This is a genomic window from Microvirga zambiensis WSM3693, from assembly GCF_016735695.1.
Lineage (GTDB): Bacteria > Pseudomonadota > Alphaproteobacteria > Rhizobiales > Beijerinckiaceae > Microvirga > Microvirga zambiensis.
The window spans coordinates 1-17,666 of record NZ_JAERQD010000086.1 but is presented as its reverse complement, the minus strand read 5'-3'; the positions used below and the strand labels follow the sequence as shown (position 1 = coordinate 17,666).

At 56.4% G+C, this 17,666-nt stretch carries 17 protein-coding genes and 3 pseudogenes; 18 read left to right on the top strand and 2 right to left on the bottom strand.

Annotation, left to right across the window (positions count from 1 at the left end; translation table 11 throughout):
- From JKL46_RS31135 to JKL46_RS31090, 10 genes and pseudogenes are all read left to right on the top strand, one after another.
- A pseudogene (locus JKL46_RS31135) lies at positions 1-213 on the top strand (hypothetical protein); the annotation flags it as partial.
- Positions 214-354: 141 nt separating this feature from the next.
- Complete coding sequence (locus JKL46_RS31130; RefSeq protein WP_343074163.1) at positions 355-924, top strand: MaoC family dehydratase; 570 nt, start codon at positions 355-357, stop codon at positions 922-924.
- A gap of 121 nt (positions 925-1,045) precedes the next feature.
- On the top strand, positions 1,046-1,927 hold the full coding sequence (locus JKL46_RS31125) for a 3-hydroxybutyryl-CoA dehydrogenase (RefSeq protein ID WP_201841915.1): 882 nt from the start codon (positions 1,046-1,048) through the stop codon (positions 1,925-1,927).
- 72 nt (positions 1,928-1,999) lie between these two features.
- Positions 2,000-2,338 carry an antibiotic biosynthesis monooxygenase family protein gene (locus JKL46_RS31120; protein WP_201841907.1) on the top strand — a complete coding sequence of 113 codons (339 nt, stop codon included), beginning with the start codon at positions 2,000-2,002 and terminating at the stop codon, positions 2,336-2,338.
- 826 nt (positions 2,339-3,164) lie between these two features.
- Positions 3,165-4,202 (top strand): Bug family tripartite tricarboxylate transporter substrate binding protein, encoded by a 1,038-nt coding sequence (locus tag JKL46_RS31115; RefSeq protein ID WP_201841905.1) that lies wholly within the window; start codon positions 3,165-3,167, stop codon positions 4,200-4,202.
- Positions 4,203-4,303: 101 nt separating this feature from the next.
- Positions 4,304-5,257, top strand: a complete 954-nt coding sequence (locus JKL46_RS31110) for a dipeptidase (RefSeq protein ID WP_201841902.1) — start codon at positions 4,304-4,306, stop codon at positions 5,255-5,257.
- Positions 5,254-6,000 (top strand): RraA family protein, encoded by a 747-nt coding sequence (locus JKL46_RS31105; protein WP_201841898.1) that lies wholly within the window; start codon positions 5,254-5,256, stop codon positions 5,998-6,000. Before JKL46_RS31110 ends, JKL46_RS31105 begins: the two co-directional genes overlap by 4 nt.
- Positions 5,978-6,508 carry a decarboxylase gene (locus tag JKL46_RS31100; RefSeq protein WP_201841894.1) on the top strand — a complete coding sequence of 177 codons (531 nt, stop codon included), beginning with the start codon at positions 5,978-5,980 and terminating at the stop codon, positions 6,506-6,508. Before JKL46_RS31105 ends, JKL46_RS31100 begins: the two co-directional genes overlap by 23 nt.
- On the top strand, positions 6,505-7,089 hold the full coding sequence (locus tag JKL46_RS31095; RefSeq protein ID WP_201841891.1) for a thiamine pyrophosphate-dependent enzyme: 585 nt from the start codon (positions 6,505-6,507) through the stop codon (positions 7,087-7,089). The genes JKL46_RS31100 and JKL46_RS31095 overlap by 4 nt, the downstream gene beginning before the upstream one ends.
- Positions 7,086-7,880: an amidohydrolase family protein gene (locus JKL46_RS31090; RefSeq protein ID WP_201841888.1), complete on the top strand. Its 795-nt coding sequence runs from the start codon at positions 7,086-7,088 to the stop codon at positions 7,878-7,880. The genes JKL46_RS31095 and JKL46_RS31090 overlap by 4 nt, the downstream gene beginning before the upstream one ends.
- 20 nt (positions 7,881-7,900) lie before the next feature.
- Here the strand turns inward: JKL46_RS31090 and JKL46_RS31085 are convergent, their stop codons facing one another.
- Positions 7,901-8,677 (bottom strand): IclR family transcriptional regulator, encoded by a 777-nt coding sequence (locus tag JKL46_RS31085; RefSeq protein WP_201841885.1) that lies wholly within the window; start codon positions 8,675-8,677, stop codon positions 7,901-7,903.
- Positions 8,678-9,027: 350 nt separating this feature from the next.
- Between JKL46_RS31085 and JKL46_RS31080 the strand changes: the two genes are divergently transcribed.
- From JKL46_RS31080 to JKL46_RS35970, 8 genes and pseudogenes are all read left to right on the top strand, one after another.
- Positions 9,028-10,515 carry an aldehyde dehydrogenase gene (locus tag JKL46_RS31080; protein ID WP_246529658.1) on the top strand — a complete coding sequence of 496 codons (1,488 nt, stop codon included), beginning with the start codon at positions 9,028-9,030 and terminating at the stop codon, positions 10,513-10,515.
- A 25-nt stretch (positions 10,516-10,540) separates the two neighbouring features.
- Positions 10,541-11,005 carry a tripartite tricarboxylate transporter TctB family protein gene (locus JKL46_RS31075; RefSeq protein WP_201841881.1) on the top strand — a complete coding sequence of 155 codons (465 nt, stop codon included), beginning with the start codon at positions 10,541-10,543 and terminating at the stop codon, positions 11,003-11,005.
- Positions 11,005-12,507, top strand: coding sequence for a tripartite tricarboxylate transporter permease (locus tag JKL46_RS31070; RefSeq protein WP_201841878.1), 1,503 nt, complete (start codon positions 11,005-11,007; stop codon positions 12,505-12,507). Before JKL46_RS31075 ends, JKL46_RS31070 begins: the two co-directional genes overlap by 1 nt.
- 89 nt (positions 12,508-12,596) lie before the next feature.
- A complete protein-coding gene (locus JKL46_RS31065) occupies positions 12,597-13,310 on the top strand; it encodes a glutathione S-transferase family protein (protein ID WP_201841875.1) in 714 nt (237 codons plus the stop codon).
- Between the two features lie 481 nt (positions 13,311-13,791).
- Complete coding sequence (locus tag JKL46_RS31060; protein ID WP_201841872.1) at positions 13,792-14,679, top strand: ABC transporter substrate-binding protein; 888 nt, start codon at positions 13,792-13,794, stop codon at positions 14,677-14,679.
- A gap of 69 nt (positions 14,680-14,748) precedes the next feature.
- The gene (locus JKL46_RS31055; RefSeq protein WP_201841869.1) at positions 14,749-15,633 is read left to right on the top strand and encodes an amino acid ABC transporter permease; all 885 of its coding nucleotides are present in this window, start codon (positions 14,749-14,751) and stop codon (positions 15,631-15,633) included.
- Entirely contained in the window at positions 15,630-16,496 is an 867-nt protein-coding gene (locus JKL46_RS31050; RefSeq protein ID WP_201841866.1) for an amino acid ABC transporter ATP-binding protein, read from the top strand. The genes JKL46_RS31055 and JKL46_RS31050 overlap by 4 nt, the downstream gene beginning before the upstream one ends.
- A 26-nt stretch (positions 16,497-16,522) precedes the next feature.
- Positions 16,523-16,745, top strand: a pseudogene (locus tag JKL46_RS35970) (transposase); the annotation flags it as partial.
- A gap of 254 nt (positions 16,746-16,999) precedes the next feature.
- Here the strand turns inward: JKL46_RS35970 and JKL46_RS31045 are convergent.
- Positions 17,000-17,666 (bottom strand): annotated as a pseudogene (locus JKL46_RS31045) (IS3 family transposase); the annotation flags it as partial.

The following is a 17,666-nucleotide window of genomic DNA, read 5'->3' as shown; positions in this document are numbered from 1 at the left end:
GGGATTTCAGGGGCCATTCAGCATCTGGCTGGCATGAAGGATTCCAAGGTGATCGTCGCGATCAACAAGGACGAGGAGGCTCCGATCTTCCAGGTCGCCGATTACGGCCTCGTGGGCGACCTCTTCACTATCCTCCCGGAACTGAAGGATGAGCTCGACAAGGCATTGAATTCTAAGAATTCCACCGGAGATCTAAACCCGACGGACGTTTGAACGGACCGACACATGAGCATCGGGCTCAAGAAAGTCGCCCCACTTCGTCGTCGGCAGATGAATGCCACGTGATCTACTTAGCAGCATGCTGCATGGCTCATCTCTGGAACAACCGGCCAGCAATATTAGGGGAACCTAGCGGTGAACAAGCTCATGGGCTACGACATTGAGGACTTGGCGATTGGGATGACCGCCGCGTTCTCGAAAACCATAACCGAAGCCGACATTGTTCTCTTTGCCGCAATTTCCGGCGACAACAATGCGATGCACGTCAACGAGGAGTTTGCGTCAGAGACTGTTTTCGCCGGAAGAGTCGCTCATGGGATGCTCTCTGCAAGCGTCATATCGGCTGCTATCGCAAACAGGCTACCAGGCCCCGGAACAATCTACATGTCGCAAAATCTGCGCTTCAGGGCACCGGTTCGCCCGGGGGACACCGTTCACGCTCGCGTAACGGTGAAAGAGGTGTTTTTAGAAAAGCAACGTGCATTACTGACGACCGAATGTTTCGTCAAATCCCAGCTTGTGGTTGAAGGCGAAGCGCTTGTCAAAGTCACGTCAAGCGAACAGCGCGGAAGTCACGGACTATCAGGATCACCGGACCTTGCGGCGGACAACCCCGAGACAGCAGGGCCAGCATCGCCTGAGTTCTCTAACCAGTCGCTTGCCTCGGCGTGTGCTGAGGACACTGGGCAGGAGAGTTCTTTGTAGGACGAAAAAGTAACCCAACGTGCAGATCCATGGCTCGCAGCCGACGACTTCAACACCTAGAGCCTGCCCAGAACCGTCAGTTGGAAGATCTCGGCAATCTTAAGGAACACTTATGGATAAGATGGGCATAGAGATCAAAACGGTTGGCGTCGTCGGCGCGGGACAGATGGGAAGCGGCATCGCTCATGTCTCTTCGCTCGCAGGATTCAACGTCCGGCTCAACGATCTCTCCGAGGAGCGGATCAATACCGGCCTCGCTACCATCAGCGATAATATGGCCCGGCAGGTCTCCAAAGGCGCCATCTCCGATGGCGACCGCCAGAAGGCGCTGGAGCTGATCAGGCCCGCGCTCACCTATGACGATCTCTCGACCTGCGACCTGGTCATCGAGGCGGCGACCGAGAACGAGGAGGTGAAGCGCAGGATCTTCACCAATCTCTGCCCCTCCCTGCGCCCGGACGCGATGGTTGCCACCAACACGTCCTCGATCTCGATCACGCGGCTGGCGGCGGCCACCGACCGGCCCGAGAAGTTCATCGGCATCCATTTCATGAATCCGGTGCCCGTGATGCAGCTCGTCGAGCTGATCCGCGGCATCGCCACGGACGATCCGACCTACGAATCCTCCAAGGAATTCATCGCCAAGCTCGGCAAGACCTCGACCGTGTCTGAGGATTTCCCGGCCTTCATCGTCAACCGCATCCTGCTGCCGATGATCAACGAGGCGATCTACACCCTCTATGAGGGCGTGGGCTCGGTCGAGGCCATCGACACCGCCATGCGGCTCGGCGCCAACCATCCGATGGGCCCGCTCCAGCTCGCCGACTTCATCGGCCTCGATACCTGCCTGTCGATCATGCAGGTGCTGCACGAGGGTCTGGCCGATTCCAAGTACCGCCCCTGTCCGCTGCTGGTGAAATACGTGGAGGCCGGCTGGCTCGGCCGGAAGACCAAGCGCGGCTTCTACGATTATCGCGGCGGGCACCCAGTTCCAACGCGATGACGCCGCGGTCGAGCGGGTGGTTGTTCATCCGCAGGCCGCTTAAACAACAATGATCAACATAGGAGGCGTTCAATGGTGCTAGAGATTGCTGAAATCGAGGTGAAGCCTGGGATGGAAGCTGAGTTTGAGGCGAGTGCGGCGAAGGCGACAGAACTGCTCCAGCGGGCGAAAGGTTGCCAAGGAATGGAACTACATCGCTCGATTGAGAACCCGACCCGGTACCGGCTGTTTGTTCGCTGGGCAACGCTGGAAGACCATACGGTCCACTTCCGAGGCTCGCCGGATTTTCAGGAATGGCGCAAACTCGTTGGCCACTGCTTTGCCGAGACTCCAAAGGTGGAACACACGGTTGTGGCAGTAAAAGGATTTGACGCCGCAAAACCGTCGATCGAACCAGCGCGAGGCTCATAAGTTGTTGCCTGATCAGTGCCCTTCTGGTTCAGGTAATATGTCATTGTTGCCTGGGTTGGCTATGCCGTGCAAACTCCCTGTCCGCTAGCCAACGCCGAATTTTATGGTTGATAGACTTCAATGCAAGGACGTCGTCTCAACGGGACATGGTTCGACTGCGAGCCACTATGGAGCGACGTCCATTGTCGCTCCGAACCGTTTGTGTATCCCATCTATCGTGCAGGGCAGATTGGTAGCAGGTCGGCTGTACAAGGAGGTTTCCGGCCGAACGAACCGCGCCCGCGAGACACTCTCACTTGCCAAAGCGCGTCCCAACCAAACCCAACGTGTGTAAGCCTCCTCAAGTTCCGAAGGTCTTGCAGTTAAGGTCTGGCTGCTCGGCATCAATTCGATGATCTGGCAGTGGATTGAGGTGCCAGTCAGCATGAGACTTCGGGTGTTGCATGATGTCATCCAAGTGGGTGCTGCATTCAAGCATTGATATCCTCGCATGATAAACGGCAATAACAGCGGCCAAGAACAACCTGCCGCGTGAATGCCCCACACTTCCTCATACTCTCTGCATGCCCTTCGCGCGTCCGGCAATGGCATTCATCCTGGCTGTGACCTGCGCCGCACTGTAGTTGCCATCGTTCCACAATGAAGAACCAAGCGGAGGAAATGTGTCACGGGTTCCGTCCCATAACCGCCAAGGTGGTGGCGCAGGTTAAATAAATCTTTCTTTAGTTCCACGATGCAGAACCGCCGGCTTGACGGCTAAGGGTTAAATCCAGATCTTCGAGCATAAGCGGCAGTTAAGACCGCCTGCCGAGCGGAGGAAATGCAAATGGCTATAAAGTTCGTAAGTTTGGGACGACGGATCAAGCAAATTGGCGCCCCTCCAACAGGAGCCATACCGGTGACTCGCCGGGTGCTTACGCTTATGGTGGCCGGTATCGTCCTGACAGGTGGGCTGTTCTGTCAAGCCGAAGCGCAAGACTACCCATCTCGCCGCATTGAACTCATTGTCCCGGTAGCGGCCGGGGGCGGGCTCGATCTCCATGCCAGAATCTTGGCTGATCAGCTTTCGTCTCAACTTAACCAGACAGTTGTCGTCATCAACCGTCCAGGCGCTGCCGGAACGCTTGGCGCCGCCCACGTCGCGAAGGCTAAGCCAGACGGCTACACTATCCTACTTCAATCAGTTTCTTCTGCGGTAGCCGTGGTCTATACCATGCCGAACTTGAGCTTCGATCCCATCAAGGATTTAGCGCCTGTGTCGCTGATGGCGAGGTTCCCATTGGTTATGACGGCTAACAAGGATCTGCCAGCAAATAATCTGGCCGAATTTATCGAGCTACTGAAGAAGAACCCTGGCAAATACAGCTACGGTCATTCAGGCGTCGGCAGTCAATTAGAATTAGTGGGCGAATTCTTTCGCACTCAAACTGGCACCGATATTGTCGGCATCCCTTACCAGGGAACAGGCCTTATACTTCCTGATCTACTGGCGGGCCGCGTCGCAATCATGTTCAACGGTCTTCCGGCTGAAATTGATCGCATTAAGAATGGTGAGGTGAAGGCATTCGCCGTAACCTCTGCAGAACGGTCGTCGGCAGCGCCTGAGATTCCCACGCTTAAAGAGACATTCCCAGAGTTCGATATGCCATTCTGGATTGGCATCTACGCGCCAGCCGCGACTCCAAAACCCCTTGTCGATAAGCTGTCGTCTGAGATCGCAAAGGCGATGCGGTCGGAGACGGTCAAGAAGCGCCTGTCGGATATGGGCTCAGAACCCATAGGCTCGACGCCTGACGAGCTCAATGCCTATTGGCAGGAACAGCTAAAGCTTTACGGAAATGTCGTTGCCGCGACAAAAAAGTAAGGCAGCTCGGACTAAGAACACTGGCAGCCAGTTCACGACGGCTGCCGCCACAATCGTCGGCTTCTTGCCAGATCACGCGAACCCCGATTTTGAGAGTAGCCATGTACGACGTTGTTGATCTTCTAAACGGCGCGCGGGTCACCGCCCAATATGTGAACCGCGCGTTATCTCAGGGCATTCTATGCATCCATGTCACTGTGAACAACTTTTCTGTCATAGATCCCTATCCTGATTTCTCTTCGAGCATGCGAGAGCTTGCTGCGATCCGAAAGCACCTCGCAGCACTAGATAATGTTCGAGTTGTCGAGGAGTTCGCTGATATAACTGCCGCTCGATCTAAAGGCAAACTCGCAGTGATCCTCGGGTACCAGAACATCCCATTCATTGGGCGGGATCTTAGATTACTCGATCTTTATCACAATCTTGGAGTACGCATATTTCAGATATCACACAATGCACGCGGATTATATGCAGATGGCTGCGATGAGCCAAGCGATGCAGGTCTCTCAACGCTCGGACGCGAGCTTGTATCAGCACTAAACGAACTCGGAATCCTCATCGATCTTTCCCATACGGGGGAGCAATCATCGATCGAGGCGGCGCAAATTTCCACCAGACCCGTCGCGGCTACTCACGCGAATGCACATAGCGTGCTGCAGAATGCCCGGAATAAGGGCGATGGTTCAATCGACGCGATCGCCAAGACAGGTGGAATCATCGGCCTGTGCTACCTGCCGCCTATTGTAAAGAAGGGAGCGCCGACCAAAGCGGATCTTACAGCCCATGCTGTGTACCTAAAGGATCGAATGGGCTCTGCTGGACTGGCAATTGGATCTGATTTTATCGACGATCAGCCAGACTCTCGCTACGCAAATTTCCTGAAGCGGCCTGAAGTCTATGGCGAATGGCCGTGGCGCTATCCTGTCGAGAGCCTCGAGGCCCAACAGGAGTGGCTCTCGTCGCTCGCCGATGATGGTTTTACCGAAGAGGACATCTCCGCGTTGGCTGGAGGTAATGCACTGCGCGTGCTTGAACAAGTCTGGAGAAAGCAATGAGTGAAAAGGCACTAACTGGTAAACTTCCTCGCGAGGCCATTGGCTTGCTCGAGGTGCCTGGCTACGATAGGGAGACGATAGATGCCTTCCTGACTCTCGAAGACCTTACCGGTGCCGTGTCCGATGCCCTTGACGAACATGGCATCGACGGCTGCGTACCAGGTTCAACCCTGCCTCCCACCCTTCCTCACGCCCGCATTTGCGGACCTGCGGTTACACTGCGCAACATCGAACAACGCAACCAGCCATTCAAGGACGCTGTTAACCGAGTTTCTAAAATGGCTGAGATCGAGGCTCATAACCTCGCCAAACCCGGAGATGTGTTGGTGATCCAGGGCCTCGACAAGATCTCGAATATGGGTGGCCTCTCCGCCACGATTGCCAAACGCCAAGGCGAGGTCGGCGCGATCGTCGATGGTGGCATTCGCGACATCGACCAGTCACGCCAGTTAGGTTTCCCAATCTGGAGCCGGGGTCCATCCTCCGTCACCGGAAAGTGGCGGCTTCAGACAGTCGCCGTGAACCATGTTGTTTCCATTGACGGGAAGCAGTGTGCGCCAGGCGACCTGGTCGTTGCAGACGAGGGGGGTATCTGCTTCGTTCCCCGCGAAATCGTGCAGTCGGTTTTGAAACGAGCCCAGGAGATTATCGCGGGCGAAGCAAAGCGTTACAAAGACATCAATGCGGGAACTCCGGTACCAGAACTGGCGAAAAAGACTCATGTCTACAAATTTGCTGAATGATGTCGAGCCGCTATCGGGCAGCCGCATTACGTCATCGCTAAAGGCTGCAGGCATTACCCATGTTCTATCGGTGCCTGATATCTCCACGAGTGATGGTCTACTGTGGCCGGTCTCGCGCGATCCTGCGTTCAAGCTCATCCGCGTCTGTAAGGAGGACGAGGCTATTGGCATCGCCACGGGCCTTTGGGCAACAGGTACTCGGTCCGTTGTACTCATTCAGAACACTGGCTTCTTCTATGCTCTCAACGCGATACGCGTGTTAGCTATGGAGTATGAGCAGCCGATCTGCCTCCTAATTGGCCTGCTGCTAAAGGAGCCTGACAAGCCGCCCCAGAACAGCGCTCGCTACGGAGTTCGATTGGTGCCGCCCGTGCTCGATGCGCTCGGTCTTTCTTACAGTACTATTGATACAAATGAGCAGGCGGATGGCATCGCCGCTGGACTCAACAGCGCCTACTGCCACTCGCGGCCGCATGCCTTTCTCCTCGGGAGGTCCCCGGTAGCATGATGAAACGACCTGACGCACTCCGTGCAATTGCCAATCTCGCGCCTGATGAGATCGTAGTCGCCACCTATTCAAGCGCCTTTGACTGGATGGTTATCCGGCCCCATCCGCTGAATTACGTACACGTCGGAGCCATGGGACTGGCCTCATCGCACGGGTTGGGTCTTGCACTTGGGCGGCCCGACCGAAAAGTTATCGTTCTCGACGGTGACGGAAGCCTGCTGATGAACCTTTCCACTCTCGTAACAATCTCAAATGTGGCGCCCGAAAATCTCGCCTACTTCGTTTGTGAGAACGGAACATACGAAGCTAATGGCAGCCACCCAATACCCGGACAAGGGACGACCGACTTTTGCACCATGGCGAGAGGCGCCGGTTGGCCTGTGGTAGCACAGTATGACGAACTTACCGGTTTCACTGGAGCGCTACCCTCCATTCTTGCGACCCGGGGCCCCGTCTTCACGAGCATTAAGGTAGAGCCTGGTGCAACTGTCGGGCCGGCAAACTACGAGCATATCCATGGGGCGGCGGCGCGAGCCGCCTTTAGGGAGTGCCTCACTCCGAACAGAAGGCGGGCAGAGTGATCGAGCGTCCTATTGTTGACACACACGCGCATATTTATCGCGCCGGAATGCCGCTATCGCCAGGCGGCTGGATTGCACCCGGTGCTCCACGGACCGTGGATGACTACATCACAGCGCTCGACGCGCACGGCATCCCGTTCGGTGTGATTGCAGCAATGAGTGCCTTCGGAGATTACAATGACTATACTCTTGAAGCGCTCGGCCGGTTCAAACGGTTGCGCGGTACGGGGATAGCCTCTCCGCAGACAACGTTCGAACAGCTGAAGGCATGGCGCGCCTCCGGTCTGACTGGCGTACGATTTATGTTACTGAGAACTGAGATGCCGGATCTTTCCGAATTTGGCTGGCAGCGCCTGCTGACCCGACTCTCGGATCTCGCGATGCATGTGCACGTGCTTATCGAACCGGACCGATTGGAGGCATTTATCAACGCCCTTGCAGGATACCCGACTTTGAATTTAGTCATAGACCATTTCGGCTTTCCTGAGATCAGCAAAGGAGTCGATTGCACTGGGTTTCGGGCAGCGCTCCGTGGCGTCGAGAGCGGCCGGGTCTGGGTTAAGATGGCGGCTTTCCATCGGATGGGTAGCATGGCGCCCCTCTATGCATCCGCCTTGTTGAGACACGCTGGAACTGAGCGGATAATGTGGGGTACGGACTGGCCGTTCCTTGCCGCGAGCGGGCCTTATGCCTACGAAGAGGCAGTTTCAGCCTTTAATGAATGCATTTCCAGCCCCGAGGATCGACGCGCCATTTCGGAAACCTCGTTGCGCTTTTACTTCTTCGACTGATGAAGGCTAATTGGCAGTCGTCACCGTCTGAGCCCCCGGCCTGTTTGCAAGCTCAAGGTCTCTTCTACTTCTTCAATGCACGCGTCCAGCTTCTCTAGAAGACGCGGCAGTCGGTCATTCGAGATGCGCGACGAGACTGCCGCAATTCCAAGCGCTGCAACCGCGTCACCACCAGAGTTCCGCACCACTTTTGCCAAGCCCCGTACACCTGGTACCGTAAAGCCGTCACTGATTGCATAGCCATTCCGACTCGCATCCGTGACTGCCTGTATCAATGCGCCCTCTTCGCTCGGCCATCGACGCAGACTGTCGCGCAGGCGATCCAAAGTAGAATACAATTCGTGTTCATTCATTAGCGCAAGAAAGGCGATCCCGGACGCACCCACACCTAGCGGTCGCCGCACACCAACATCGACAGTGAATGCCTTGACCGGATAGCTTCCGGAGCGACGGTCGAGGCAGATCGTTTCCAGTCCGGAACGAACGAAGAGAAAAGCCGTATCACCAGTCTCGTTGGCTAAGTCAACGACGCTCTTCTCGCAGACTTCTTTTAGCTCAGCTAGGGCCTGAGCAGCGGACCAACCAAGTAATGCGATCTCGTTGCCGAGCCGGTACCGCCGCGTGTCAGACACCTGCTCGACAAAGCTATGGTTGACGAGAGACACCAGCAGGCGATGGACCGTCGATTTAGAAAGCCCCAATTGGCGGTGCAACTCGACAAGGCGCTTGCCTGAGCTGCCAGCGGTAGAGAGCACCCTCAGTAGGCTAAGGCCGCGCTCCAATGACTGAACTGACATCTCCTACTCCCCGAAAACTTGTCACCTTGTGGAACAACATCGGAAATGGTGCAGAAATGGATGCGATGTGCAACCAAAAATACGAAACTGTTCCGTATGGTGGAAACAATTAATTGACTGGGCTGCTAGGTTGCGTAGCGTGGAGGAACGATGGCCCAAGTTGAGAAGGAACGGGGCTCCTCAACAACTCAGCGCATGGACAACCCAATCGAGGCCGACGTGTTTATCCTGATATCAATCGGACGTAGTGCAAGTGCCTTGAAAGTAAAACGGTCGCAATGTTGCCCACCACGCGACCATTTGGCAAAATTATCCGCTGATATTCCTGTACCTGATAGGTAAAACGGCCCATGCCCAGCAATCAACAACTTTATCTCATGTACGCCGGTGGCCAGTGGTTTGAAGCTGCTAGTGGGCAAACCTTTGACAGTGTAGATCCATATCGTGGACACATCTGGGCAAGGTTGCAGCGTGCGGGTACTGAAGACGTCGACCGCGCTGTCTCTTCCGCGAGCGCCGCCTTCCGGTCTGGAGACTGGGCTAACCTTACGGCGAGCATGCGAGGCCGACTTCTCACTCGGCTCGGTGACGAGATCCTCCGAAACGCAGATGAATTGGCAACAATCGAGTCGCGCGATAACGGGAAACCGCTGTCCGAGATGAGGGCACACATTAGAGAACTCGCAAAGTGGTACTACTATTACGGAGGTTTGGCGGATAAACTGGAGGGTGCTGTTGTACCGGTGGACAAGCCGGATATGTTCACCTTCACACGCAAGGAACCTCTTGGTGTTTGCGTCGCGATTACACCGTGGAACTCTCCCCTTATGCTAGCGACGTGGAAGTTGGCTCCGGGGCTGGCCGCCGGAAATACCTTCGTGCTCAAGCCGTCGGAGTTCACGTCGGCTTCTTCGCTCGAATTGTGCCGCGTCTTCGAGGCTGCCGGCTTTCCCCCGGGCGTCCTCAACGTGGTGACGGGTTTCGGCACGGAGATTGGAGAGTCACTCGTATCCCATCCTGATGTCGCCAAAGTCACTTTTACAGGTGGCGACGCGGCAGGTGACAGAGTCGCCGCACTTGCCGCGAAGCATCGCAAGCGCCTGACCCTCGAGCTCGGTGGCAAGTCGCCGAACATTGTCTTCGCAGACGCCAATCTCGACAACGCCGCACGCGGTGTAGCAGCCGGCATCTTTGCGGCTGCGGGGCAGACCTGCATTGCAGGATCGAGACTGCTCGTACAGGAGGAAATTGCCGAAGAACTGCTAGAGCGTGTCGGGGAAATCGCGCGTTCCGCCCGTATGGGAGACCCTCTGGATGGCGATACTCAAGTAGGACCGATTACAACTCCTGCTCAATTCAACAAAATACTCGAGTACATCGATATCGGCCACCAAGAGGGTGCCAAATGCATTCTTGGTGGCGCAGCCAAGGCGATTCCAGATGCGCCCACGGCACGGTTCATTGAACCAACCATTTTCGATGCGGTGCTGCCGGACATGCGAATTGCGCAGGAAGAGATTTTTGGGCCAGTGTTAGCCGCTATTCGATTTCAAGGCGAGGAAGAGGCTGTTGGGATAGCCAATAATATCCGTTACGGGCTAGCCGCCGGCGTCTGGACTGGCGACATAGGACGTGCCTTCCGCATGGCTGAGCGTCTTCAAGCCGGAACGGTGTGGGTGAACACCTACCGCGCGGCCGGTTTCCAGATGCCGTTCGGCGGGTACAAGAAGTCGGGGTATGGTCGAGAAAACGGCCTCGAAGCTATAAACGATTTCTTGCAGACCAAGAGTGTCTGGATCGGGCTGGGGGACACAAGCGACCCATTCAGGATGCGTTAAAAATCCACGGGAGGAGAGAGCTTAAATGTTAGCGAGACTTCACACGCAGAAAGATTTTTTCGCTGGCGTAATGTTCCTGGCGATTGGCGTGATTGCGATCTACGAGACATCCAACTTGCCATTTGGAACGCTGAGCAACATTGGCCCTGGTTTCTTTCCCGTCGTCCTCTCTTCACTATGCACGTTCTTCGGCGCTCTCATCGTGGTTCTTTCGCTCCTCAGTATTAAGCAGCCAGAGCCGCTGTCGCTCTCGTGGCGACCGATAGTTCTTGTGGCGGCCACTATCTCCTTCGGTGTTCTGATTGCTCCGTTTGGGTTCGTGCCGTCGCTTGTGGTACTCGTCGCTATCTCTTCGCTCGCAGACTCTGATCTAACCTGGTTAGACACGTTTAAGCTCGCTGTCGGACTTACCATCGGCAGCGTAATTGTCTTTGTCTACCTGCTGAAGCAACCAATCGAGCTGTTTGGCCCTTACTTGATGGTGCTTTAATGGAGCTTCTGTCAAACCTAACGCTGGGATTTGGAACAGCGTTGTCACCTTGGAATCTCGTCTACTGCTTCGTAGGTTGCCTGCTTGGTACGCTGATAGGTGTCCTGCCTGGCCTTGGGCCAGCGGCAACGATCGCGATGCTGTTGCCGTTCACGTTCTCGCTCGATCCTAGTGCGTCCCTCATCATGCTGTCCGGCATCTTCTACGGCGCACAATATGGTGGCTCGACGACGGCTATCCTCGTCAACATACCAGGTGAGGCCTCGTCAGTCGTGACGGCTATCGACGGCCATCAGCTTGCCAAACAGGGGCATGCCGGCATGGCCCTTAGCACTGCTGCCCTTGGATCTTTCTTTGCCGGTACTGTAGCAACGCTGGTGATTGCACTCTTCGCGCCTATGCTCGCTCGGGCCGCCCTTGAATTCGGGCCCGCGGAATACTTCTCACTCATGGTGCTTGGCCTGGTTGCTTCAGTAGCACTCGCTCATGGCTCGCTGCTAAAGGCCCTAGCGATGATCGTGTTCGGGCTTCTAGTTGGTATCGTCGGTATAGATGTAAACTCCGGCGCAAGTCGAATGACTTTCGGTAGTGTAGAGCTCTCCGACGGAGTTGATATCGTCGCCGTCGCAATGGGTCTCTTTGGATTAGCTGAGGTCATGACAAATATCGGAGATACCTCACTTTCACGAGAGACGGTTCAATCGAAGATATCCGGCCTGTTTCCGGATATGAAGCTTCTGCGCAGAATTGCGGGTCCGGTGTGCCGTGGTACCGCCATTGGTTCAGTCCTGGGCATTCTGCCGGGCGGTGGTGCCTTGCTTTCTTCATTCGCCTCTTACGCGGTTGAGAAAAAGCTGTCACAAGACCCCCGGCAATTCGGTCGCGGAGCGATTGAAGGCGTTGCCGGGCCGGAGTCTGCGAACAACGCGGGTGCACAAACGTCCTTCATCCCAATGCTCACCTTGGGCCTGCCGTCTAACGTCACGATGGCGCTCATGATCGGTGCAATGATCATCCAAGGAATTCAGCCGGGCCCTTCGGTAATGACATCGCAACCGACGCTCTTTTGGGGTCTGATCGCGTCGATGTGGGTTGGCAATTTGATGCTAGTGATCCTAAACCTCCCGCTGATCGGAATTTGGATCCGACTACTGACCATCCCATACAAGTATCTGGCACCGTCGATCATTGTGTTCTGCGCGATAGGCGTCTATACACTTAATGCATCCAGCTTCAATATCTTTGTCATGGCTGCATTCGGCGCTTTGGGCTACATCTTGCGTAAGCTCGAATGCGAGCCAACTCCATTCCTGCTTGGCATGATACTTGGTCCAATGATGGAGGAGCATATGCGCCGCGCATTGATGCTTTCGCGCGGTAATCCGATGACATTCGTTGACCGACCGATCAGCTTAATCCTACTTCTGCTAGCAGTGACCGCGATTGTTCTCGTGACGATTCCCGCTGTACGTAACAAGCGTGACGAAGCGCTCGTTGAATAAGCGGCTAGGGACTAGCAGCAGGGGGTTCCTTACTTCCGTAGTGCATCATGTGTACCAACCGGTATCTGCTTAAAGGACAGGAAGAAGTAATGACGATGAAGCTATTCTATACACCGGCATCGCATTTTACCCGTAAATGTACCGTCACAATTAAGGAGCTAGGCCTTGAGGCGCGGGTCGAGATTGTCCCTACAAAGTGGCCTCATGCGTGGGTGACGGAGACGGTGCCCTACAGAAGTGACTTCCTGGATGCAACGCCGATCGCACGAATACCAGCCTTAGTAACGGAGGATGGTCTGAAGCTCACAGACTCATCGACAATCTGCGAGTACCTGAACGACGAGCTAGGAAGTTATAAGCTCTGCCCAGCACGCGGACACGAGCGGTGGCGTATATTGTCTCTTGTCTCTATTGCCACCAGCGGCATCATGGAAGCACAAGTAATGCGTATTGCTGAATTGCGTCGTAAGCGCCCAGATTCGAAACAGCCTCAGGAATTCTCGTCGAGTTTCGTGCAAAAGATGAAGGAGCGCCAGGAACGCTGCTTCTCAGTGCTCGAACAGCGTCATGAGGAGTTTAGTGGGCCCGCCGATCTCGGTCAGATCGCGGTAGGCTGCGCCTGCGCGACATCCGATTTCCGTTTTCCCGACGACCAATGGCGCAGAACTGCGCCCAATCTCGCTCGGTGGTACGACGAGTTCCGCGAGCGTTCCTCCATGCGGGAGACAGAGCCGGCTGAAACGCCTCAAGACCCGGATCTAGAACCGACTGCAACGACACTAGAGGCAGCGGGGACGGAGTGAACACCCCAAAAATCCTGAGGTGACACGGGCGAAGTGGTCCAGGTGTTGTGTTAGTTTGGTCAGTAAACTCCTGTTTTGCTAGACGATGTTTGTCATGAGGAAGAAGCATTTTTCAGTTGAACAGATCATGGCAGTCCTGAAGCAGGCGGAGCTGCGCCTGTGGGTGGTCGATCCAAAAAGGAAGAAATGCTGTGAGAGGGGTTCCGGAAAATCGGGGTGACCTCCTCCCGGAAGCTTGGAGCAGTTGAAGTGAGAGTTTCCGATTGATGTAGTAGTCTTCTAACCCGCCTGGTTCAAAATCCCGGTCAGGCCGCTGGCTAAGCTGGTCGGTTGCTTCACGCCGCAAATCTACTGGCGCGAAGATCAGCGTGTCAGGCCTGACCCAGTTTCAAAAGAAGCTCAGACTGTTCCGCCGTGCGGAATCTGGAGCTTGCGAATCCACTTGGACGGTTGAGGATGCTTTAATGGGAGGTAGAATACGATGAAAAACTTGATTTCTGCGAAGCCGCCGAGCAAATGGAGCATCATCTCTGGTGCGCTAGCATTCGTACTTGCCTACGGGCAACTCGCATCCGTGGGAGTCGCCCAGCCAGGTGTCGATGAAGCTGCACGTGCCGCGCTCCCAGAAGGCATTCGAACGGAGGGTGTGCTGAAGGTTGCGACGTCGCTCCAGTGGCCGCCTTTCGACTATGTTGGTCCAGACGGCAAGCCTGTCGGTCTGGACGTCAGTCTTATAAAGCTGATTGCTGCTAAGCTAGGCCTTGAGCCGCAGTTCGAGGATATCAAGTTCCCTTCGATTGTGCCCGGCGTCCAATCGGGCCGCTATCACGCCGGAGTGAATCAACTGGCGATCACGGCCGAGCGGGGAAAGGTTGTCGACTTCCTGCCCTATTTCAAAGCAGGCTTCGGGCTCCTTGTGCGCACCGGGAGCACCGCAGATCTCAAGATCAACGCGCTGTGCGGGCGCAACCTGGCGGTGGTCCAAGGAAGCATGCAGATGACGATCGGCGAAGAGCTGTCGAAGCGATGCGTATCCGAGGGAAAGAGGGAGCTCACCCTTAGCGTATATCCGAGCACGGCGGACGCATATCTTGCTGTGGCTAATGGCCGTGGAGACGGAGCAATTAGCGCCACTGCAGTAGGCATCTACATCGGCACTACGAACCAGAAGCTGGCCATGACTAAGGAGGTCGTACCTGGTTTCGAAGTCATTAGCGGCATCGCGCTGCAGAAAGGCAACGAGCAGCTGCGACAGGCCATGCGGATTGCAATGGAGAGGCTCTATGCCGAGGGCGAGTACCAGAAGCTTCTGGCCGAATACGGTGTACCCGAAAGCGCGCTGAGCCTCGACGAAATCAAGAGACCTTGAACCGATGCGCCACGAGCAACGGCGCATTCCTGTCCGGTTGCGCCGATGTGGAGCCGAAGGGATACCAATATGATCAGTGCCGAGGCTCGCCCATCCTCAGCCGAGCTACGCGAGCAGGCCGTGCAAGTCCGGGAGCCCGCGCGGATCGGCCGATGGCTGGGCTTGGTGGCGGTCGCGTTAGGCGTTACTTGGCTCGGCTACCAAGCCCTCACCAACCCCGGCTTTAAATGGGGCATCGTCGGCGAGTACATGCTGGAGGGCTCCGTGATCCGCGGCGTACTTATGACGTTGGAGTTGACTGCGCTGGTGATGATCATCGGTGCAATTGTCGGAGTGCTCGTCGCGCTAATGCGCCTGTCGGGCGACCCTGTACTGGGTTTCGTCGCACGATCATACGTCTGGTTCTTCCGCGGTACGCCCGTCCTAGTCCAACTGGTGTTCTGGTACAATCTCTCGACCCTCTTTCCGGAGCTGCAGCTCGGGATTCCGTTCAACGGGCCGAAATTGTTCGAAATTCCAGCTACGGTTGCTATCTCTTCCTTCACAGCTGCCATGCTCGGGCTCGGCCTCAACGAGGGTGCATACATGGCCGAGATCATCCGCGGCGGGTTGCTTTCAGTGGATAACGGCCAGACGGATGCGTCGCGGGCATTGGGTCACAAGCCTTGGCAAACCTTCACGATCGTGGTGCTTCCGCAGGCAATGCGCTCGATCGTGCCGCCGACCGGTAATCAGGTCATCGGCATGCTGAAATATACATCCCTCGCCAGCGTAGTAGCCCTCGGAGAACTCATGCATTCGGTAGAGCTGATCTACGCACGCAATTTTGAGACGATGCCGATGCTAGTCGTTGCCGCTCTCTGGTACCTGATCCTCGTCTCGGTTCTCTCTGCCGCCCAGCACATGGTCGAGAATTATTACGGGCGTGGTTCTAACCCTAGCGAGGCCCGATGAGCTCAGTCGAGATGACGTCCCGCGCTGCATCAAAAGCCGATTCCGCTGCGGACGAACTGCCCATTCTGCGCATCGTCGACGTGTGGAAGGACAGAGGGCGAAACACGGTACTTAAAGGAGTTCATCTGACCGCGCAGCGCGGTCAGATCATGTGCTTGCTAGGCCCGTCAGGCGCAGGCAAGTCGACGCTCTTGCGCACGATAAATGCCATCGAACGAGCGGACCGCGGCCTTATCTTTATCGACGGTGAGCCGATCGGCTGCAGGCCGATGCCTGACGGCGGCTACGTGCGGATCTCGGAAGGGGCGCTCAGCCGGCAGCGCGCGCAGATCGGCATGGTGTTCCAGAACTTCAATCTCTTCCCACATATGACGGTTATGAGAAACATCATGGATGCTCCGGTACGTGTGCTTGGGATGACGCCGCCCACGGCAACCCGTCTCGCGCACGACCTGCTGGTCCGCGTTGGACTTGAGAATAAGGCCGAAGCGTTCCCGAGACAGCTCTCCGGCGGCCAGCAGCAGCGCGTAGCGATCGCCAGGGCGCTAGCAATGAGTCCGAAGCTGATGCTGTTTGATGAGCCCACCTCGGCGCTCGATCCGCATCTGACCGGGGAAGTCCTGGACGTGATCAAAACCTTGGCCGGAACCGGCATCAGCATGCTGATCGTCACCCATGAAATCTCATTTGCGCGCGAGGTGGCTAACACTGTCGTGGTCATGGTCGATGGACAAGTGGTTGAACAAGGACCTCCCTCACAGGTTCTCTGCGATCCGCAGGATCCGAGGACGCGAACCTTTCTGGCCGGCTCGATTAAAGACCCGGCTGGCGATGCCGAGCGCAAGCTACTCAACCCTGATTGAATGAATGATAGACGAACGCTGCCGTAGTCGGACCTCTGACCGCACTTGCGCCACCGGCTGAGACCTTCAAGCGTGGGCGGGACTTTGCCGCCTGGGTGGAGTCACACTCCTGCAGCATTCGACCTGCGGCAGGCAGAAGCTGGGAGCCCCTCGAAGATGGACGAGCGGACCTTGCGCCGCCTGCTGATCATTGGTACGAGTGCCGTTGTGCCATGGGCGGCTCGCACCGGCGCTCCCGCGGGGTCTTGGTCGAAACCTCTGAAGAGACGGTCCGGCGCTGGGTCGTGAAGTTCAGGCCCACGCACACCTTGTGTGGGCTGCGTCTAAAGCGATCGACACAGGGCACTTGGATGAGATGATACCTTCGATCAACGAAAAGCCTGTGTCTTTCTGGCGGGCCCTGGATAGGGTGGGGAGAGGCTGGACATGCTCATTCCGACACCGCGGACGCGGCATTGTGACAGGCTGGATTTGCTTCAGTTTAGTGGAGAGCGGTTTTGTAGCTATCCGGCCAGCCTTTCGAACTGAACCGGACTGACATTGTCCAGTGTCGAATGACGCCGGACCGGGTTGTAGAAGCCGTCGACGTAACGACCAATCGCCGCCTTGGCCTCAGCTCGGGTCTGGAACACCGTGCACCAGACCAACTCGGATTTCAAGGTCTTGAAGAAGGTCTCGACAGCGGCGTCATAACAAGGGTCAGGCCCTCCAAGCGGCTCTGATATTCTCACAGTCGTAGCAATTTCCCTTCCCGGACATCGAGATCCGGATGCCGTGCTTTCGCAACTCGGCCTGATACGCGATCGAACAATATTGGCTGCCGCGGTCGGCATGATGGATCAGCCCCTCACCAGGTCTTCGGATCGCCAGAGCCTTGCGCAACGCCTCAAGCGCCAGCTCCTTGTGCAGCCGGTCGCTGACCGCCCAGCCCACCACCCGCCGAGCAAACAGATCGAGGCCAGGTACAGCCAGCCCTCACCTGTCCACACGTACGAAATATCCGCGTTCCATTTCTGGTTCGGGCGTTCGGCCGCGAAGTCCTGCTCGAGCAGGTTGGGAGCAGTAGGAAAGGTGTGATGGCTGTCAGTGGTGATGCGCTTGAAGCGCCGCTTCTGCCGGGCCTTGAGCCCATTCTCGCGCATCAGTCGGGCCGTCCGACGGCGCCCGATT